The following is an 18,844-nucleotide window of genomic DNA, read 5'->3' on the forward strand; positions in this document are numbered from 1 at the left end:
GGCTGCTCCTCTCTCCGGCGGGTGCTAATCCGGTTCGACCATCTCCAGATCGCTGTCCAGAAGGTGGATTGCCACCTCGCTACCGGCCGGGATGAGGGAGTCCTCCTTGGGAAGAAGGGCCATCCCGTTGGCCCGGACCATGGTCCGGAGGATGCCGGTATGCTGGTCGCCGGAAGTGGAGGCCAGGTAGCGGCCGTTTTCCCTGACCACCCGCACCCGGAGAAAATTGACCTTGCCCGGCTTTTTTCGGGCGTCCTCCTGGAGAATGCCGGTGACGAACGGTTTGATGAGTCGGCGATGGCCCATCATCTTCAACAGGGCCGGCCGGACGAACAGTTCGAAGGTGACCATGGTGGAAACCGGATTGCCGGGGAGGGAAAAGACCGGCTTTGCGCCGTACATGCCGAAGGCGGTTGGTCCGCCCGGCTTGATCTCCACCTTCCAGAAGAGTTGTTCGACGCCGAGATCGGCCAGTACGTCCCGCACCAGATCGCGATCTCCGGCCGAGACGCCGGCCGAAGTGATCAGGACATCGGCCTTGAGCCCCTCGATCATCTTCTCCTGGTGGCTCTCCCGGGTGTCGCGGGCTATGCCGAGGATCAGCGGCTCACCACCGCATTCCCGGACCGCGGCGGCAAGCGACAGGGCGTTGGAGTTGACGATCTTGCCTGGCCGGAGCTGCTCGCCGAGCTCGATCAGCTCGTCGCCGGTGGAGAGAATCGCCACCCGCACCCGGCGATGGACCGGCACCAGCGCCTTGCCGAAGGAAGCGAGCATGCTGATCTCCGGCGGGCGGATCAGGGTGCCGGCCGGGATGACCAGTTCACCGGTGGCCACGTCTTCGCCACGAAAGCGGATATGCTGGCGGGGCGCTACCGGCGACAACACCGTCACGCGTTCGTCGCTCCCCTCGGTTTCTTCGATCGGCACGATGGCGTCGCAGCCCGGGGGGAGGGGCGCGCCGGTCATGATCCTGATGGCGCATCCCGGCGTCACCGCGCCGGAAACTTCCCCACCGGCCGGCAGATAGCCGGTTACCGCCAGGGATGCCGGGACGGTAGCGCAGTCCGCGGCGCGGACGGCGAAACCGTCCATGGCCGAATTGTCGCACAGGGGCATGTCCCAGGGGGCAATGACATCCTCGGCGATGATCCGGCCGAGGGCGTCGGGGAGCGGCACCCGTTCGGTCCCGAGGGGGGCGAGACGGCCGAGGATAATCCGCCGGGCTTCTTCAAAGGTCGGCATGTTGGCAGTTCTCCTGAACGAAAGAATGGGGTGCCTCCGGGACGGCGGCGAGCCGTCCCGCCACCAGGTGAATCCGTTCACCGCCGAGGCGAATGGGCTGTTCCGGGTCGTGGGTTGTCATGACGACCGAGGTCCCCCGGGCCGGCAAGCCGCCGATCAGCTCTTCGAGGAAGGCGGCCGATTGTCGGTCGACATTGGCCAACGGTTCGTCGAGCAACAGCACTTCCGGGGCGATGGCCAGTGCCCGGGCCATTGCCACTCGCTGGGCTTCGCCGCCGGAAAGCTCCCGGGCCCGGCGTTTCTGGAAGCCGCTTAATCCTACCATGTCCAGCGCTTCGTCGACAAGCTGGCGTAGCCGGCCGCCGGCAATGCCCCGGGCCCGCAGGCCGAAGGCGACATTGCCGGCGACGCTTTCGTTGAACAGATAGGGCACCTGGTGGAGCAGGGTGACCCGGCGGCGAATTTCCAGCAGGCCGGCACTGCGCCAGTCGATTGGCCGGCCGTGGAAGCTGACCGTCCCCGCGGTGGGGGGCATCAGCAGCGCGAGGATCTGTAGCAGGGTGCTCTTGCCGGAACCGTTGGCGCCGGTCAGCAGGTACAATCCTCCCTGCCGGATGGCCAGCTCGGGAATCTCCAGGGCGAGCCGGTCGCCGTAACGGTGCCGGACGCCAGTGAGGTGGTAGAGAATCGTCATCGGTTATCTCTGCTGCAGGGCGTTGAGGCCGAGGTTGACCGCCAGGGCGGCCGCCATCAGGATGATCCCCAGGGCAAGGCCGAAGGCGAATTCCCCCTTACTGGTTTCCAGGGCGATGGCGGTGGTCATGGTGCGGGTGTAGCCGCGGATGTTGCCGCCGAGCATCATAGCCACGCCGACTTCGGCGATTACCCGGCCGAAACCGGCGATGATCGCCGCCATGATGCCGAACCGGACCTCTTTTACCAGCTGGCCCAGGCAGTGGACCGGTCCGGCGCCGAGGGTGCGGGCGGTGGCGATGATCCGCGCATCGGCCCCGGCAATGGCACCGACCGTGTAGTTGGCGACGATCGGGATCGCCAGTGCGGTTTGGCCGATCACCATTGCCGTCGGCGTGAAAAGGAGGCCGAAGCCGCCGAGGGGACCCTGGCGGCTGAGCATCCCGTAACCGAGCAGGCCGATGACCACCGTCGGCAGCGCCATCAAGGTGTTGAGCAGGGTGACGACCACCCGCTTTCCCGGAAAGGTGGCGATTCCGACGCCGATGCCGAGGGGGACCCCCAGCAGGGCAGCCAGCAAGGTCGACCAGAGCGAGACCGCCAGCGAGGTCCCCACGGCGGTGAAGACGTCCCGGTTCAGGGCGATGATCAGCGCCAGGGCGGTCCGCCACGATTCGGCGATGAAATCCATGCCGCCTCTTACTTCCTGTAGATGAAGAAGACCGGCTCGCCGTGGGCCTTGTAGCCGGCGATGATCTTCTGCCCCTCGGGGCCGGTGACGAAGTCGATCAGTTTCATGGCCAGATCATACTTCACGTAGGGGAAACGCTTCGGATTGACGGCGATGATCCCGTATGGGTTGAAGAGCCCCTTTTCCCCCTGGAAGAGGATGGTGAGGTCGGTCTTCTGCCCCTTGTAGGCGTTATAGGTCCCCCGGTCGGCCAGGGTGTATGCCTGGCGTTCGGTCGCCATGGTGATCACCGGTCCCATCCCCTGGCCCGCTTCCACGTACCAGGAGCCTTTCGGTTCAATGCCGGCGGCCTTCCAGAGCTCCTTCTCCTTGATGTTGGTTCCCGAACGATCGCCGCGGGAGATGAAGGTCGCCTGCCGCGCCGCGATCAGCTTCAGTGCCTCGGCGGCCGTTTTTGCCCGGGCGATGCCGGCCGGGTCGTTTGTCGGGCCAATGATGACGAAGTCGTTGTACATCACATCCCGGCGATTGACACCAAAGCCGTCGGCGACGAATTTGTCCTCCAGTTTCCGGGCGTGGACGAAGACCACGTCGACGTCGCCCGCTTCGCCGAGCTTCAGCGCCTGGCCGGTGCCGACGGCGATGACGTCGACCTTGCAGTTGCATTTCTTTTCGAAGGCCGGCAGCAACACCGGCAGGAGTCCCGAGTCCTGGGTCGAGGTGGTGGTGGACATCTTGAGGTGTTCGGTGGCGGTCGCCGGACCGGTGAACAGCAGCAGGCCGGCGAGAACCAGCAGCAGAGGGCGTAGCGATTTCATATAACCTCCGGTAAGTAATGGGTTGTTGATTGGCAAGCTGCAGACGGTCAGCCGCGCTGTTCGTCTTTGGCGATCGTTGTCATTTTCTTCAGCCGGGCAATCCCCTCCTGGCAGGCGGTGAAGGCGTCGGCGCTGTTGGGCGAGCTGGCCGCCACCAGGGAAATGATGTCCCCGACGTAGAGACGGCCGGTCCGCCGGATCAGCAGCACGTCTTCGAGGAGCCACTGTTCCCTCAGCCCGGCGGCGATCTGCGTCAGTTCTCCCTTGGTGTCGCCGGTCGAGCGGTAGTCGATGCAGGTTGTCGGCCGGTCGCCGTCAGTGGCTTCCTTGACTACGGCATAATGGAAGACGACTGAGCCGGAGCGGTGCTTGCCGATGGCGTCGTAGAGTTCCGACGGGTTGATGGGGTTCGACGTTACGTGGACCATGATGTTACCTCCCGTGCTGGGTACTATACCATGTTTTTCGCCGCGTGAACCCCCGGATTGGCGTGTCGGGTGAAGCGCCGGCGACTTTCGCCGGGGCGTGCCGGGGGACAGCTCCTGTCCCCCGGTTGGCCGCTGCCGGTTAAAAGATGATCTGGGCCTGGAGCCGGTACTGCATGTCGTCGGTGCTCGCCTTGCCGCCGTTCTGCTTGTGGCTGTCGGTCACGTCGCCCTGGAGCTTCAGGTTGTGCTTGTTGATGTACCAGGAAATTGCCCCCTGGGTATCGGTCTGCAGGTCGCCGCTTGCATCCCGGTTGGGGTCTACGTATGAGTAACGGAATGCCACTTCGACGGTTTTGGGGACGATACAGTAGCCGGCCTGGGCGTAGAAGCCGTGCGCGCGGAGCGTTTTTCCGCTGGACTGGCCGTCGGCCTGGCCGAGCAGGTATTCGGCCTGGGCGGAGGCGCCGAGCCATTTGAAGGCGGCGTCGAGGCCGAAGGTGTCGACGTCGATCTTTTCGCTGGTGGCGAAGGTGCCGAGTCCCTTGCCGAGCCAGCCGGTGGAGCCGGCCAGGGTGATGGCGTTGGTCTCCAGGGTAGTGGCCGCCGTCTTGTTGAGCGTATTGCGGTAGTAGTTGCCGCCGAGCGAGAGGAGCGGTTTTGCGCTGCGGTCCAGATCGCCTTCGGAATAGCTCAGCGGTCCGAAGGGGTTGACCGTCAGCCGGGCGGCAATCGCGTTGTCGTTCGAACTGCGGACGGTGCTCTGGCCGGCGCCGCCATAGACACCGAATTCGTAGGTGGCAGCCCCTTTGAACAGATCGCCGTGGAGTTTGACACCGGTGTCGTAGCCGGGGCGGAACATGTCGGAAGCGGTGGAGCGGTCGACGAACTGCTGGGCGCCGGAAGAGTTCAGCCATTGGCGGCCGAAGGGGACTTTGGTCTGCCCGGCCAGCAGCTGGATTTCGTCGAGCAGTCGGTAGTTCAGGTAGGCGTGCTCCAGCATCTTCGAGGAGCCGCTGTTGGCGAAGTCAACCTGGAACAGGTAGCTGAGGTCCTTGGTGTAGGCATACCCCTTCAGCCAGAGCTTGATCCGCTTGGCTTCCCACTTGCTCGAATCGCTGCTGGCGGAGTTGTCTTCCAGGTCGGTGAAGGAGTAGCGGGCCTGCAGGCGGCCGCCGATGGAGAGGAGGAACCGCTCGTCCGGCGAGGTAAGGGTGAAGCCGCTCCCCGGCTTGTAGGTGAAAGGCTTGCTCTTGGTCACTTCTTTGTAGTCCGCTTCGGTAATGACCCCCTTTTCCTTGAGGATATCCTCCAGGGTCTTGGCCGACGCACCCTGGGCGGTCAGCAGGACCGCCAGGCCGACGGTCAACAACAGTTCCTTCTTCATTACAGCTCCTCCTTGGATAATAGTACGGCCCGGGGCCGCCATTTCCGTTCCTGCCGTTGCAGTTGCCGGAATCCATAACAAAAGGTCTCCCCCTGGCGGAAAAGACCTCTGGACGCAGCAATAGCCGGTAGTGGAGGTTCTCCTTTCCAAAGGGGAGGCGCCGCCGTTTCCCGCGACACCCGTTGGCCGGCCGTCATGAGGGTACCCCTGGTAGACGGTGCGGCTCGGAGAAAGCTGATGTTTACGCAATAAGCGAACCAATTCGCTGATGTCGAACAAAAGTCAGTGTAAACGGAATGTTGGCGGACGGCTGGCGAGGGGCGGGGCGGGTGGCGGCTGGGAATAATGACCCATTGTGCAGACGCAGATTGTGTCGTTTTGTTACAATCGGCGGGGGCGATACGGCGGCCAGCGAACGCGGTGGGCGGAGGTGGGCGGATCAGTCGGCGGGCCGGGGCGCCGGTTCCTCCTGGCTGCGCGGGAGGATCACCCGGAAAGTACTGCCGTGTCCGGCTTCGCTCGTCGCCGTGATATTGCCGCCATGGTCCTTGACGATGCCGTAGGAGACCGACAGGCCGAGACCGGTCCCTTCTCCCTTGGTGGTGAAAAAGGGGCTGAAAATCCGCTTCAGGTTTTCCGGGGCGATGCCGCAGCCGGTATCGCTGATCGAGACGGTGCAGGTTCCCTCTGCTTCGGCGAAAGAGGTTTCCACCGTCAGCACCCCTCCCTGCTGCATCGCCTGAATGGCGTTCAGCAGCAGGTTGGTGAAAACCTGGCGCAGCTGATCGGCATCGCCGTCGATGGCCGGCACGGCGTCGTAGTCCCGCCGGATATCGATGCCGGTGAGGGAAACCTGATGCCCAAGCTGGCTGAGGATGTCGTCGAGCAACTCGGCGATCGCCACCCTGCCGAGGCGCTTCTGCTGTTGCCGGGCGAATTTGAGCAGGCTGCCGACGATCCGTTCCACCCGGTTCACCTGCTGGGCGATGATGTCCACCTCTTCCCGATTCGGATCGTCGGCGGCCAGGGCCATCTGCAGCAGTTCGGCATTGCCGCGGATGATCGCCATCGGGTTGTTGATCTCGTGCGCAACGCCGGCCGCCAGCATGCCGATGTCGGCCAGTTTGGCCGCCCGCACCAGATCTTCCTGGGTCTTGACCAGAAGCAGGTTTTTTTCTTCCAGTTCGGCGGTCCGCTCCTGGACTTTCCGTTCGAGATTGCGGTTGAGCTTGCCGATGTCTTCCTCGCGCTGGGTGAGGGTCCGGGTCATCTGGGCGAATTCGCCGGCCAGTTCGCCGATTTCGTCGCGGCTGTCGATCTCGATCTGCAGGTTGCGTTCGCCGGCCGAGATCCGCCGGGCCACCGTCTCCAGCTCCTTGATCGGCCGGGCCAGCCGCGAACTGATAAAGCTGGAGAAGGCGATGCCGATCAGCGAGCCGCAGAAGAGGACAACGCCGAAGATGAGGGAGATCTCCCGCTTCATTTCCAGATACGGTTTTTCCAGCATGCCGACGTACAGGGAGCCGATCGGCACCCCGTCGAGGCTGAGGATCGGCTCGTAGGAGGCGAAGTACCAGTCGTTGACGACGAAGGCGCGCCCCACCCACTTCTCCCGGTTGAGCATCACCCGCCGGTAGACCTCCTCGGAAAGCCGGGTGCCGATTGCCCGGACCCCGGGGCGGGAATAGACGTTGGTGGCGATCCGCAGATCGCCGAGGAAGATGGTGGCGGTGCCGACATCCTGGCCGCGAAACTCCACCGCCTCGAAGACGATCTTCTTGATCCGATCGACCAGCCGGTTGTTGTCGTTAAGCAACTGGCCGCCGTAGAGGGCGCCGACGATCCGGCCCTGCCGGTCACGGATCGGTGCCGCGGCCACCATTACCATCCCGGAGCGTTCCACCAGTTCGTCGCGCTGCCGCGCATGAGGGGTGGGGACGATGGCGACGGTTGCCTTGTCGGCCAGTTCGCGCCCCTCTTTCACCAGTTCGTCGGCGGGAATCACCTTGGTTCCGGCGACCAGTTCGCCGTGCAGCGCCCGCGCGACCAGCGGGTCGCCGCCCTTGCCGTCGCCGAAGGCGGCCGGGTTGCGGGCCCGGAAAACGACTTCGCCGCCGGCATTGACCGCCGTCAGGATGTCCAGTCTCTCGGAGGCGAGGAGCGGGGTGAGGATGGTGTGGAGCATCCGCCGGTCCCCCTTTTCAACGACTGCCGAAGTGAAAGGGTTGTTGGCGGTGAATTTCACCACGTCGCGGATGTGGTCGACTTCTCCCTGGTAGACGGCTTGGGCGGCGTTGAGATCGGTCCGGACCTTTTCTTGGGCCTGGTTGAGGATGCGGGAGTCGATGACGTAGAGACCGATCAGCCAGCAGACGCCGGTGGCGACGAAGAGCGGAATAAGGGTCGCGGCGGTGAGCTTGAGCTTGATCGGGAAACGGACGTGGCTCATTCAGGAATCCAGCGCCGTGCCCCGGGCGTGGCCCGCCAGCGCGATGGCATATTCGGCGATCTTCCGGTCGAGGGTCTTGCGCGAGATGCCGAGGATCTCCGCAGTCCGGCTCTTGTGGTAGCCGGTCTGGCGCAGTACCCGCTCGATATGCTCCCGCTCGACGGTTTCCAGGGGGATCAGCCGGTTGTCCCGGGGCGGGGGAGGGGACTCCTTGCCGCGGAGCGGCAGGACCGCGGGAAGAACCTGGTCGCCGCGGGAAAGGATCACCGCCCGTTCCATGACGTTCTCCAGTTCCCGGACGTTGCCCGGCCAGCGGTAGCTGCGCAACAGCTGCAGTGCCTCCGGGCTGATCCCCCGCAGCTCCTTCTTGATCCGTCGGGCGTATTTCCTCATGAAGTGCTCGGCCAGCGGCTCGATATCCTCGGGCCGTTCGCGGAGCGGCGGCAGGTCGATGGTGATGACATTGAGGCGGTAGTAGAGGTCTTCGCGGAACCGTCCCTCCTGGACCTCTTTTGCCAGGTTCTTGTTGGTGGCGGCAACGAAGCGGATGTCGACGCTCTTGGCTTTGGTCGCCCCCACCGGGATGAAGTCGCGCTCCTGAATGACCCGGAGCAGCTTGGCCTGGACTGCGGCGCTGACGTCGCCGATCTCGTCGAGGAACAGTGTCCCGCCGTCCGCCTCCTCCAGGAGCCCCTTCTGGGTGGTGATCGCCCCGGTGAAGGCGCCGCGGACATGGCCGAACAGCTGGCTTTCGAGGAGGGTGTCGGAAAGGGCGGCGCAGTTGATCGAGAGGAAGCGCCGGCTCCGGCGGGGGCTGTTGTAGTGCACCGCCCCGGCGATCAGCTCCTTGCCGGTGCCCGATTCGCCGAGGACCAGGATGTTGGCGTCGCTCTGGGCCACCTGGAGGGTCAGTTCGTACACCTCGCGGAACTTGTCGCTGACGAAGATGATGTTGTCCGGCGAGTCGGGGCGGTTCAGCTCTTCCTTGAGCACCCGGTTCTCCTTCAGCAGCAAATCCAGTTCGAGGGCGTTTTCGATGACGCCGAGGATCTTCTCCTTGGGGAAGGGCTTGGTCACGTAATCGTAGGCGCCGAACTTGATCGCTTCCACCGCCGAGTCGATGGTGCCGAAGGCGGTCATCACCACCACCGGCAGGGTGGGGCGGAGTTTCTTGGCCCGTTTGAGCACCTCGATGCCGTCCATGTCCGGCATCCGCACGTCGAGGACCAGGATGTCGGCATCGCCGTCGCTCCCCCCTTCGAGCCGCTGGAGCAGGCTGGTTCCCTCGGCAAACGTTTCGACCTCGAATTCGCTCGCCTGGAACATCTTCTGGAGATAGCGGCGGATCCCCTCCTCGTCGTCACAGATCAATATGCGTGCCTTCAGCATGGTTCCGTCCCGTGCCGGTCGTCGGACCGGCTTTCCCGACCAGATTAAAGGTTTCTCAATGGACAAAATGATACACAGCCGGCCACATTTCTGCAAGAGCGGAATGTGTGTCGGGTAATCAGTTAAAAAACGCCAATACAACAATGTAGTAATTGTAAGATATTACATGCACTAGTGGCGGTGAATTTTGCTGTAAACAACTTGGCACGAAGGTTGCCCTATAGCTGCGAAATGTTTACAACACGGGTCCGCAGCGGCCCGATAGGCAAGGGGGAGAATTTTATGGGTATTTCGCGCAGGCAGTTTTTGCAAGGGGGGGCACTGGCCGGTGCGGCGCTGGCCCTCTCCGGCAAACCGGGGGAAGCGAGCGTCGATGCTCCCGAACTCCGGACGAGCGGAACGAAGATGACGACCACCATCTGTCCGTTCTGTTCGGTCGGCTGCGGCCTGATCGTCCATACCCGGGACGGCAAGGTCGTCAACGCCGAGGGAGACCCGCAGCATCCGATCAACCAAGGGGCGCTCTGCCCCAAAGGGAGCGCCCTGTTCCAGATCGCCAACAACGAGCGGCGGCTGCAGAAGGTGAAGTACCGCGCCCCCGGCTCGGACCGGTGGGAGGAGAAGTCGTGGGACTGGGCGCTGGAGCGGATCGCCCGGCGGATGAAGGATACCCGCGATGCATCGTTCAAGAAGACCGAGCTGAACAAGAAGGACAACAAGGAATATGTCGTCAACCGGACCGATGGGATGGCCTTCTTCGGCGGCGCCGGCCTCGACAACGAAGAGTGCTACCTCTGGGTGAAGTTCGGCCGGGCGATGGGCCTGGGGCAGATCGAGCACCAGGCCCGACTTTGACACTCGTCGACAGTCGCCGGTCTGGCGGCTTCATTCGGTCGTGGTGCCATGACCAACCATTGGATTGACCTGAAGAATGCCGACGTCATCATGGCCATCGGCTGCAATCCGGCCGAGAACCATCCGATCTCCTTCAAGTGGATCGAAAAGGCGCTCGACAACGGGGCGACGCTGATCTCGGTCGACCCGCGCTACACCCGGACCTCCTCCAAGGCGGACATCTATGCCCAGATTCGCCCCGGGACCGACATCGCCTTCCTCGGCGGGCTGATGAACTATGCCCTGCAGAACCACCTCATCCACGAGGAGTATGTCCGGGAATATACCAACGCCACCTTCATCATCTCCGAGAAGTTCGACTTTCAGGACGGGATGTTCTGCTCCTTCGACGACCAGGAAAAGACCTACGACCCGAAATCGTGGGCATACGCCACCGCTGCCGACGGCAAGCCGAAGCGCGATATGAGCATGAAGGACCCGAAGTGCGTCTACCAGCTGCTGAAAAAGCATTACAGCCGCTATGACGCCGACACCGTCTGCGCCATCACCGGGACGAAGAAGGACGATTACCTGAAGGTGGCGAAGGCCTTCTGCGGCACCGGCCGCCCCGACCGGGCGGGGACCCTCCTCTACGCCATGGGGATCACCCAGTCGACCCACGGCAGCCAGAACGTCCGGGCAGTGGCGATGCTCCAGCTGCTGTTGGGGAACATCGGCATCGCCGGCGGCGGGGTGAATGCGCTGCGCGGCGAGAGCAACGTCCAGGGTTCCACCGACTATGCGCTCCTCTTCCATATCCTCCCCGGTTACCTCAAGTCGCCGGAGTTCGACAACGTGGATTTGAAGGCGTACACCGAGAAGTGGACGCCGAAGACCAAGGACCCGAAAAGCGCCAACTGGTGGGGGAATACCCCCAAGTACATGACCAGCCTCCTCAAGGCTTGGTACGGCGATAGCGCCACCAGCGAGAACGACTTCTGCTACGACTACCTTCCCAAGCGGATGGGGAACTACTCCTACGTGAAGATTATGGAGAAGATGGGCAGGGGTGAGCTGGAAGGACTGGTCTGCATGGGGATGAACCCGGCGGTCGGCGGTCCTGACTCCGGCCATGCCCGGGAGGCGCTCGGCAAGCTGAAGTGGCTTGTCACCGTCGACCTTTGGGAGACCGAGACCTCGATCTTCTGGAAACGTCCCGGGGTCAATCCGAAGGATATCCAGACCGAAGTCTTCATGCTTCCGGCCGCCTCCTCCGTCGAGAAGGAAGGGTCCATCTCCAACTCGGGCCGCTGGGTCCAGTGGCGTTACCGGGCCATCGAGCCGGTGGGGGAGGCGCGCAGCGACCTCCATATCATCGACGAGTTCTGCAAACGGGTGAAGGCGCTCTACCAGAAGGAAGGGGGCGCGTTCCCCGAGCCGATCACCACGCTTGCCTGGAACTATGGCCCCGGCCATGAGCCGGACGTTCATCAGGTGGCCAAGGAGATCAACGGCTACTTCACCCGCGACGTGACCGTCAAGGAGAAGGACAAGGTTCTCGAATTCAAGGCCGGCGAGCAGGTGCCGGGCTTCAAGTATCTGATGGACGACGGCTCCACCGTTTCCGGCAATTGGATCTACTCCGGTTCCTATCCCAAGGAGGGGAACCTGATGGCTCGCCGCGATCCTGCCGACCCGACCGGTCTCGGCATGTTCCCCAAGTGGTCCTGGGCCTGGCCGGTGAACCGTCGGATCATTTACAACCGGGCCTCCGTCAATCCGAAGGGGGAGCCGTTCAATCCGCAACGGACGGTCATTGCCTGGAACCCCTTGGAGAAGAAGTGGCAGGGGGATGTCCCCGACGGTCCCTGGCCGCCGATGGCCGACGACAAGGAGGGGCGCTACCCGTTCATCATGTTCCCCGAGGGGCACGGCCGTCTCTACGCGCTCGACATGAAGGACGGCCCCTTCCCCGAGCATTACGAACCGGTGGAGAGTCCGGCCCGCAACCTGCTTTCCCGGGTCCAGAACAACCCGGTGGTCAAGGTGCCGAAGAACGTCTCCAGCGACACCGCCAAATTCCCCTATGTCGGCACCACCTACCGGGTAACCGAGCACTGGCAGGCGGGGGCGATGACCCGGAGCCTGCCATGGCTGGTGGAGCTGGTTCCCGACATGTTCGTCGAGATCAGCGAAACCCTGGCGGGACGGAAAGGGATCGCCAACGGCGATCGGGTGACGGTGACCACCGAGCGGGGGAGCATCCAGGCCCGGGCGCTGGTCACTGCCCGGCTCAAGCCGTTCCTAGTCCAGGGGCGGGAAATCGAGCAGGTCGGCATGCCGTGGCATTTCGGCTATGCCGGGCTGGCTACCGGCGATAGCGGCAATGTCCTGACGCCGACCGTCGGCTGCGCCAATACCGGAATACCGGAATTCAAGGCGTTCCTCTGCAATATCGAGAAAGGGGGTAAGGCCGCATGAGTGCCGGAACCGTCAACTATGCCCAAACCAGGTCGTTTCTGATCGACACGACCAAATGCACCGGCTGCCGCGGTTGCCAGGTGGCCTGCAAACAGTGGAACCAGCTCAAGGCGGAAAAGACCACCTTCTTCAGCGGCGAAGGGTACCAGAATCCGCCGCAGATGTCCGAGTACACCTTCACCCGGGTGAAGTTCAAGGACTATGAGAAGCACGGCCAGAACGAGTTCGCCTTCTACAAAGAGATGTGCATGCACTGCAACGAGCCGGCCTGCGCCTCGGTCTGCCCGGTCGGCGCCTTTCACAAGACGCCGGAAGGGCCGGTGGTCTACGACTCCAAGAAGTGCATCGGCTGCCGGTTCTGCATGGTCGCCTGTCCCTTCGGCGTCCCGAAGTACGAATGGAGCAAGGCCTTCCCGCTGGTGAAGAAGTGCACTGGCTGCTACAGCCGGGTGAAGGCCGGGCTGGAACCGGCCTGCGCCACCGCCTGCCCAACCGCCATCACCTACGGCAGCCGCGACGAGATGCTCAAGGAAGCCAGCCGGCGGATCGCCGCCAAGCCGGAGCGCTACTACAAAACCATCTACGGCAAGGAAGAGGCGGGGGGGACCGGCGTCCTCTACCTCACCCAGCAGCCGCTCGACGAACTCGGCTTCAAGAAGATCACCAAACGGCCGCTCCCTTCCTACACCTGGCAGGCGCTACGGCTGGTCCCGGGAATCTTCCTGACCGTTGGCGGCACCCTTTCGGCCATCTCCTGGTTCCAGCACCGCAAGGACCGGATCAGGAAGGAAGAGGAAGGGATGCAGGAAAAGGATAAATAAAATGTAGGGGCGGGTCCCGGACCCGCCCCTACGGACCTGTCTCTACGGGAGGATTTAATGACCGCAGCACGAATCATCATGAATGAGATAAAGGGGTACCATCGCTTCATCAAGCTGATGATGGTCCTCGTCGGGATGGGGGCGCTGTCCGCCATGATCCGTTTCATCTTCGGCCTCGGGGTGACCACCAACCTGAACGACACCTACCCGTGGGGGCTCTGGATCTCTTTCGACGTCGTCACCGCCGTGCCGCTGGCGGCGGGGGCCTTCACCATCGGTGTCGTCGCCCATGTTTGCCACATCAAGAAGCTAGAGCCGCTGGTCCGGCCGGCTATCGTCACCGGTTTCCTCGGCTATTCGCTGGTCTGCATCGGTTTGCTGCTCGACCTGGGGCAGCCGCAACGGGGGATCAACGTCCTCCGTTACTGGAACGTCCACTCGCCGATGTTCGAAGTCTCGATGTGCGTCATGGCGTATACCACCGTCCTGACCCTCGAATTCCTTCACCCGGTTTCCGAGAAGTTCGGTTGGCACATTCCGCTGCGGCTGCTGCGGACCCTGGAGATCCCCTTCGCCATCCTGGCGGCGATGATCTCCACCCTCCACCAGTCGACCCTCGGCACCTTCTTCCTGATCGCCGTCGACAAGTTGCACAACCTCTGGTACAATCCGCTCCTGCCGCTCCAGTTCTGGCTTTCGGCGATTTTTACCGGCTTGTCGATCGTTATCTTCGAGGCGAGCCTGGTCCATAAGTATATGGGGCAGCCCGACGAGTCCGAGCTGCTGGCGACGCTGACCCGGATCATCCCCTGGGTGATGGGGGTCTACATCGTGGTGAAGCTCTACGCGCTGCTCTTTCTCCGGCACGGGCCGCTGTTCGACCGGCCGGTACTGACGGCGCTCTTCGCCACCGAAATGATCGTCGGGGTCTTCATGCCGTTTTCCCTCTACCTCGGCAAGCGGATCAAGACCGACAAGCGGTTGCAGCTGCGGGCGGCAAGCATGGTGATCTTCGGCCTGGTCCTCAACCGCTTCAACGTCTCGATGTTCGGCATGGAACAGGCCAACCAGCAGATCTACGTCCCGTCGCTCCTCGAATCGCTGGTGACGATCGGCATCATTGCCGCCCATATCCTTTTCTTCGTCCTGATCGCCAAGTACTTCCCGATCTTCGAGCACCATCCCGAGGCGACCGACTACACGATTCCCGACCGGTTCCGCAAGGTCGGCCGGCCTGGCGAGGGGCACGGTTCGCCGAGCGAAGCATAACATAACCGTACAACCGTCTGCCGCAGAGGGGACGGCGCGTGCCGGGAAAGGCTGTAAGACTACCCCCCCCCTTACCGCCCCGATTCCCGCGTCATCGCGATCTTCCCCTCTGCGGCTAAAGTGAGACTTGCATGAATACTCTCTATACCTATAGCAATGGCCGGCTCGAAGAAAAACGGGTCGCCATCGTCCGGGAGTTTCCCCTTGTCCTGCGGGTCAACGATCGGGAGCTGGCGACCCTGATCGCCTCCCCCCACGATCTCCGCTATCTGGTGGCCGGGTTCCTGCGGCTGCAGGGGTTCGTGGCATCGGTCGACGACTTCGACCTGCTGGCGGTCTGCGAGGAATTCGGCATCGCCAATGTCCGGATTCGGGGGGAGCTGCCGGAGCGGCTCCGGCCGATCCTCACCTCGGGGTGCGGCACCGGGATCACTTTTGCCCTGCCGCAGCCGGCCGCCGCCGTGCCGGGGGGGAGCGGGGAGCGGTTCGCCCCGGCGGCGCTGTTCCGGTTGATGGACGAGCTGGCCGGCCGGGCAGAGAATTATCGCAGCCATGGTGGCAGCCATTCGGCAGCGGTGGGGGATGCCGACGGGGCGCTCCTCTTCTATGCCGAGGACCTGGGGCGGCACAACACCCTCGACCGGATCGCCGGCGAAGCACTGTTCAAGCGGGTTGACCTGGCCGGGAAGATGCTGGTCACTTCGGGGCGGGTTTCCACCGAGATGGTCGCCAAGGCGGCCCGGCTCGGTATCGGCCTGATCGCCTCGCGCACTTCGCCGACGGACCTGGCGGCCGCCGGCTGCGAACAGGCCGGCATCGTGCTGGTCGGCTACCTGCGGGGGGGGAAATTTACCGTCTACAGTCATCATGAGCGGCTGGCGGGCGTTGCGGGCGGCGAAACCGTCCCCTTCGGCCGGCCGCCGGTCGAGCTGTCCCGCCGGGCGGCGGCCGGGCAGATCCCCGGCGTCACCGGGGTGATCCTTGCTGGCGGTGAGTCGAGCCGGATGGGGAGCAACAAGGCGCTGCTGCCATACCGCGGTGGCCGCTTCATCGAGGCGATCTATCGCCAGCTGGCCGAAATTTTCACCGAGGTGCTGATCGTCACCAATACCCCGGAGCAGTACGATTTCCTCCCCTGTGCCAAGGTTGCCGACGTCTATCCCGGGATGGGGGCGCTGGCGGGCATCCATGCCGGGCTTTTCCACAGCGCCAACCCGGCAATCTTTGCCGTAGCCTGCGATATGCCCTATCTCAACAGCGCGCTGATCCGGCAGCTGGCTTCCCAGGCCGACCCTGGCTGCGTACTGATCCCCGAAAGCCCGCACGGCCTGGAACCGCTCCACGCGGTCTACGGCAAGGGCTGTCTGGCGGCCATCGAAACGACGTTGCTCGCCGGCGAGCGGCGGATCGTTTCCTTCTTCGGCCGGGCGAACGTCAACCGCTTCAACCGGGAGCAGATTGCCGCCCTCGACCCCGGGTTCGACTCGTTCCGGAACATCAATACGCCGGCGGACTATTACCAGCTGCGGGAGGGAGAGCGGTCCGACCGGGAGAGCGATCTGCCCGGCCTCGACCGGGCCTGCCCCCGCTAAATCACGCCCGGCGGGTTTGCGGCGCCGGCGTCGCTTACCACCCGCCCGCCGCCGTCGTCGACCCGCCGCTTGCCGCTTTTCCCCGCCACGTTCACCCCTGCCGGGAAATTGACTTCTCCGGCCTGCCCCACCGCATTCTCTCTCATTCGTTACCGCAAGAATATGGCGATCCGGTAAAATTCGGTCGCTAGATCAGTCTGTTGCGCGCTGCGGAATGTGCCCGTTGCGCCGCTTTGACCGTCAGCAGTCGGAACGCCTGCCATGCCAGCCAAGCCGTTCTAATCATAATTTTACTTAATAGATATAAAAACGTTACCGGGTAAAATTGCCGGTAATTACGGTGATTATCGTAATATTTCCGTGCGATTATTGTACACTGTTACCATATTGTAATTTATTATGAGAAGTTGCGGGTAGAAATGCGCTGCATTTTCTGTTGACAGTTTGGCCAAAATGTCACATCTTGCGAGACAGAATGATACATAGATGGGCAAAATGCGCCGAAAATATTGGTGTAAACGTCAGGTTCTATTTTGTAATGTAGAAAAAATGTAAACAAAAACAGCATCTTGTGTGCTAATAAAAAATGATTAACGGTTGTTGCGCGGTTGGCATACAAGTTGATGTTTACGAAATCGACAAGGCAAATAGAATTAAAATAAATTAATCAAAAGCGCGGAAATTGGCCTCGGTAATAGCGCAAAGCGCTACGAACATATCGCGCATCACAAAAATAGGGGGGGTTATGGGAAAAGAAGCTGCACTTCGTGACGGGGTATCACGAAGGGATTTCATGAAGACCTGTATTGCGGCTACGGCCATCATGGGATTGCCGTACAGCATGCACACCAAAGTGGCCGAAGCGGCCCAGAGGGCCGGCCGGCCGCCGGTCATCTGGCTCCATTTCCAGGAGTGCACCGGTTGTTCCGAGTCGCTGCTCCGATCCGGCCATCCGACGATTTCCGAACTGATCCTCGACATGATTTCGCTCGACTACCATGAGACGCTGATGATCGGTTCGGGCCATCAGGCCGAAAAATCGCTCCATGACTCGATGAAGGCCAATCATGGCAAGTACATCTTGGTGGTTGAAGGGGCGATCCCGACCAAGGAAAACGGCATCTACTGCAAAGTCGGCGGCAAGACCGCCCTCGAATCGCTGACCACCGCCGCCGACGGCGCCGCCGCGATCATTGCCATCGGCACCTGCGCCGCCTACGGCGGCATCCAGTCCTCTCCGCCCAACCCGACCGGGGCCGTCGGCGTCCGCGACATCATCAAGGGGAAACCGATCATCAACATTCCCGGCTGTCCGCCGAACCCTTACAACTTCCTCTCCACCGTCCTCTACTACCTGACCTTCAACAAGATTCCCGATCTCGACGCCCTCGGCCGGCCGAAATTCGCCTACGGCCGGAAGATTCACGAGCACTGCGAGCGGCGGCCCCATTTCGACGCTGGCCGCTTTGCCTTGGCCTATGGCGACAAGACCCACGCCGAAGGGTATTGCCTGTACAAGCTCGGCTGTAAGGGGCCGGCAACCTTTGCCAACTGCTCCGTCACCCGCTTCAACGATGTCGGGGTCTGGCCGGTTTCCGTCGGCCATCCCTGTATCGGCTGCACCGAGCCGGACATCCTCTTCAAGAAGCCGATCGCCGAAAAGCTGCAGATTCATCTGCCGACTCCGCCCGATACCTACGCCCCGGCCGACCTGGCCCAGAAAGGTCCCGGCGTGAGCCCGCTGGCCACCGGCGTGGTGGGGCTTGCCGGCGGCGCAGCCCTCGGTGCCGGCGCGATGCTGGCGAAGAAATTGCCGAACGGCGAGGAGGAGCACCATGAGAAGTCAGAGTAGGCGTGATTTCCTCAAGCTGCTGGGGCTGACCGGTGCCGCCTGCCTGGCGGGGACCGGCACCCTCAGTGCGGCCGAAGGGCCGGCCGGCAGCGAGACCGCCATCGCCATGCTTTACGACGCCACCAAGTGCGTCGGCTGCAAGGCATGCATGACCGCCTGCAAGCGGGTGAACTTCGACCAGAACAATCTCTCCTACGAGCATCTCGGCTCCGACAAGGATCAGCTCTGGGACGCGCCGCTCGATCTCTCCGGCAATACCCGGACGGTGATCAAGCTCTACAAGGAGTCGCCTACCCGCTGGTCCTACGTCAAGCATTCGTGCATGCACTGCACCAAGCCGGGCTGCGTCTCGGCCTGCCCGGTCAAGGCGATGACCAAGGATTCGGTGACCGGCGTCGTCTCGTACAACAAGAATGCCTGCATCGGCTGCCGCTACTGTCAGGTGGCCTGCCCGTACGGTATCCCCCGCTTCCAGTGGGACAAGGCAATTCCACAGATCGTCAAGTGCGATTTCTGCAAGGAGACGAACCTCAAGGAGAAGGGGGTCCCGGCCTGCGCCGAAACCTGCCCGGCCGGAGCCATCACCTACGGCAAACGGAAAGATCTGCTCGTCGAAGCCCACCGGCGGATCGAGGAAAGCCCCGACCGCTATATCCCCAAGGTTTACGGCGAGAAGGAAGTCGGCGGCGCCAACCATCTCTACCTGGCGGCCTTTCCTTTCAACAAGCTCGGCTTGCCGGATTTGAAGGAAGCTTCGCCGGCGGAGTTTTCCGAGCATATCCAGCACACCATCTACAAGGGGTTTATCGCCCCGGTCGCCCTCTACGGGGCACTGGCGGTCATCGCCATGAAGAACAAGAAGGGCCAGGAAAAACTCGGCCATGGGGAGGACGATTAA

General features: G+C 62.8%; 15 protein-coding genes and 1 riboswitch. Of the genes, 6 read left to right on the top strand and 9 right to left on the bottom strand.

Translation table 11 applies throughout. The annotated features are described in order from the left end of the window. Positions 1 to 24: 24 nt before the first annotated feature. The 8 genes from QMN23_RS05215 to QMN23_RS05250 form a co-directional block, all read right to left on the bottom strand. Positions 25 to 1,245, bottom strand: a complete 1,221-nt coding sequence (locus tag QMN23_RS05215; protein ID WP_282002340.1) for a molybdopterin molybdotransferase MoeA — start codon at positions 1,243 to 1,245, stop codon at positions 25 to 27. Next, positions 1,232 to 1,939, bottom strand: coding sequence for an energy-coupling factor ABC transporter ATP-binding protein (locus QMN23_RS05220; protein WP_282002342.1), 708 nt, complete (start codon positions 1,937 to 1,939; stop codon positions 1,232 to 1,234). Before QMN23_RS05220 ends, QMN23_RS05215 begins: the two co-directional genes overlap by 14 nt. A 3-nt stretch (positions 1,940 to 1,942) precedes the next feature. After that, positions 1,943 to 2,629: an ABC transporter permease gene (locus QMN23_RS05225; protein WP_282002344.1), complete on the bottom strand. Its 687-nt coding sequence runs from the start codon at positions 2,627 to 2,629 to the stop codon at positions 1,943 to 1,945. An 8-nt stretch (positions 2,630 to 2,637) separates the two neighbouring features. Then, positions 2,638 to 3,447 carry a substrate-binding domain-containing protein gene (locus QMN23_RS05230; protein ID WP_282002345.1) on the bottom strand — a complete coding sequence of 270 codons (810 nt, stop codon included), beginning with the start codon at positions 3,445 to 3,447 and terminating at the stop codon, positions 2,638 to 2,640. Between the two features lie 47 nt (positions 3,448 to 3,494). After that, complete coding sequence (locus QMN23_RS05235; protein WP_282002347.1) at positions 3,495 to 3,875, bottom strand: molybdenum cofactor biosynthesis protein MoaE; 381 nt, start codon at positions 3,873 to 3,875, stop codon at positions 3,495 to 3,497. Between the two features lie 139 nt (positions 3,876 to 4,014). Further along, complete coding sequence (locus tag QMN23_RS05240) at positions 4,015 to 5,259, bottom strand: OprO/OprP family phosphate-selective porin (RefSeq protein ID WP_282002349.1); 1,245 nt, start codon at positions 5,257 to 5,259, stop codon at positions 4,015 to 4,017. Positions 5,260 to 5,382: 123 nt separating this feature from the next. Continuing rightward, a riboswitch (molybdenum cofactor riboswitch) is annotated at positions 5,383 to 5,501 on the bottom strand. 197 nt (positions 5,502 to 5,698) lie between these two features. Continuing rightward, positions 5,699 to 7,708 (bottom strand): cache domain-containing protein, encoded by a 2,010-nt coding sequence (locus tag QMN23_RS05245; RefSeq protein ID WP_282002351.1) that lies wholly within the window; start codon positions 7,706 to 7,708, stop codon positions 5,699 to 5,701. Further along, complete coding sequence (locus QMN23_RS05250; protein WP_282002353.1) at positions 7,709 to 9,097, bottom strand: sigma-54-dependent transcriptional regulator; 1,389 nt, start codon at positions 9,095 to 9,097, stop codon at positions 7,709 to 7,711. A 282-nt stretch (positions 9,098 to 9,379) separates the two neighbouring features. On the opposite strand from QMN23_RS05250, the gene fdnG reads away from it, so the two are divergent. The 4 genes from fdnG (at position 9,380) to fdhD (ending at position 16,094) form a co-directional block, all read left to right on the top strand. Continuing rightward, positions 9,380 to 12,412, top strand: a complete 3,033-nt coding sequence (gene fdnG / locus QMN23_RS05255; RefSeq protein WP_282002355.1) for a formate dehydrogenase-N subunit alpha — start codon at positions 9,380 to 9,382, stop codon at positions 12,410 to 12,412. Then, positions 12,409 to 13,233 (top strand): 4Fe-4S dicluster domain-containing protein, encoded by an 825-nt coding sequence (locus QMN23_RS05260; RefSeq protein ID WP_282002357.1) that lies wholly within the window; start codon positions 12,409 to 12,411, stop codon positions 13,231 to 13,233. The genes fdnG and QMN23_RS05260 overlap by 4 nt, the downstream gene beginning before the upstream one ends. 57 nt (positions 13,234 to 13,290) lie before the next feature. Then, positions 13,291 to 14,502, top strand: coding sequence for an NrfD/PsrC family molybdoenzyme membrane anchor subunit (nrfD, locus tag QMN23_RS05265; protein ID WP_282002358.1), 1,212 nt, complete (start codon positions 13,291 to 13,293; stop codon positions 14,500 to 14,502). A gap of 131 nt (positions 14,503 to 14,633) precedes the next feature. Then, entirely contained in the window at positions 14,634 to 16,094 is a 1,461-nt protein-coding gene (fdhD, locus tag QMN23_RS05270) for a formate dehydrogenase accessory sulfurtransferase FdhD (RefSeq protein ID WP_282002359.1), read from the top strand. Here the strand turns inward: fdhD and QMN23_RS05275 are convergent. After that, entirely contained in the window at positions 16,091 to 16,240 is a 150-nt protein-coding gene (locus tag QMN23_RS05275) for a hypothetical protein (protein ID WP_282002361.1), read from the bottom strand. The genes fdhD and QMN23_RS05275 overlap by 4 nt on opposite strands. A 599-nt stretch (positions 16,241 to 16,839) precedes the next feature. On the opposite strand from QMN23_RS05275, the gene QMN23_RS05280 reads away from it, so the two are divergent. Then, on the top strand, positions 16,840 to 17,946 hold the full coding sequence (locus QMN23_RS05280; protein ID WP_282002363.1) for a hydrogenase small subunit: 1,107 nt from the start codon (positions 16,840 to 16,842) through the stop codon (positions 17,944 to 17,946). Continuing rightward, a complete protein-coding gene (gene hybA / locus QMN23_RS05285) occupies positions 17,930 to 18,844 on the top strand; it encodes a hydrogenase 2 operon protein HybA (protein WP_282002365.1) in 915 nt (304 codons plus the stop codon). The genes QMN23_RS05280 and hybA overlap by 17 nt, the downstream gene beginning before the upstream one ends.

Origin of the sequence: Geotalea uraniireducens (assembly GCF_027943965.1) — a bacterium.
In the GTDB taxonomy this organism is placed as follows: Bacteria; Desulfobacterota; Desulfuromonadia; order Geobacterales; family Geobacteraceae; genus Geobacter; species Geobacter uraniireducens.

Excerpts from the sequence above, each read along its gene's own strand:
- QMN23_RS05275 (WP_282002361.1), bottom strand. The coding sequence starts at position 16,240 with ATGAGAGAGAATGCGGTGGGGCAGGCCGGAGAAGTCAATTTCCCGGCA.
- QMN23_RS05250 (WP_282002353.1), bottom strand. The coding sequence starts at position 9,097 with ATGCTGAAGGCACGCATATTGATCTGTGACGACGAGGAGGGGATCCGC.
- QMN23_RS05260 (WP_282002357.1), top strand. The coding sequence starts at position 12,409 with ATGAGTGCCGGAACCGTCAACTATGCCCAAACCAGGTCGTTTCTGATC.
- QMN23_RS05215 (WP_282002340.1), bottom strand. The coding sequence starts at position 1,245 with ATGCCGACCTTTGAAGAAGCCCGGCGGATTATCCTCGGCCGTCTCGCC.
- QMN23_RS05235 (WP_282002347.1), bottom strand. The coding sequence starts at position 3,875 with ATGGTCCACGTAACGTCGAACCCCATCAACCCGTCGGAACTCTACGAC.
- QMN23_RS05220 (WP_282002342.1), bottom strand. The coding sequence starts at position 1,939 with ATGACGATTCTCTACCACCTCACTGGCGTCCGGCACCGTTACGGCGAC.
- hybA (WP_282002365.1), top strand. The coding sequence starts at position 17,930 with ATGAGAAGTCAGAGTAGGCGTGATTTCCTCAAGCTGCTGGGGCTGACC.
- QMN23_RS05230 (WP_282002345.1), bottom strand. The coding sequence starts at position 3,447 with ATGAAATCGCTACGCCCTCTGCTGCTGGTTCTCGCCGGCCTGCTGCTG.
- nrfD (WP_282002358.1), top strand. The coding sequence starts at position 13,291 with ATGACCGCAGCACGAATCATCATGAATGAGATAAAGGGGTACCATCGC.
- fdhD (WP_282002359.1), top strand. The coding sequence starts at position 14,634 with ATGAATACTCTCTATACCTATAGCAATGGCCGGCTCGAAGAAAAACGG.
- QMN23_RS05225 (WP_282002344.1), bottom strand. The coding sequence starts at position 2,629 with ATGGATTTCATCGCCGAATCGTGGCGGACCGCCCTGGCGCTGATCATC.
- QMN23_RS05280 (WP_282002363.1), top strand. The coding sequence starts at position 16,840 with ATGGGAAAAGAAGCTGCACTTCGTGACGGGGTATCACGAAGGGATTTC.
- QMN23_RS05240 (WP_282002349.1), bottom strand. The coding sequence starts at position 5,259 with ATGAAGAAGGAACTGTTGTTGACCGTCGGCCTGGCGGTCCTGCTGACC.
- QMN23_RS05245 (WP_282002351.1), bottom strand. The coding sequence starts at position 7,708 with ATGAGCCACGTCCGTTTCCCGATCAAGCTCAAGCTCACCGCCGCGACC.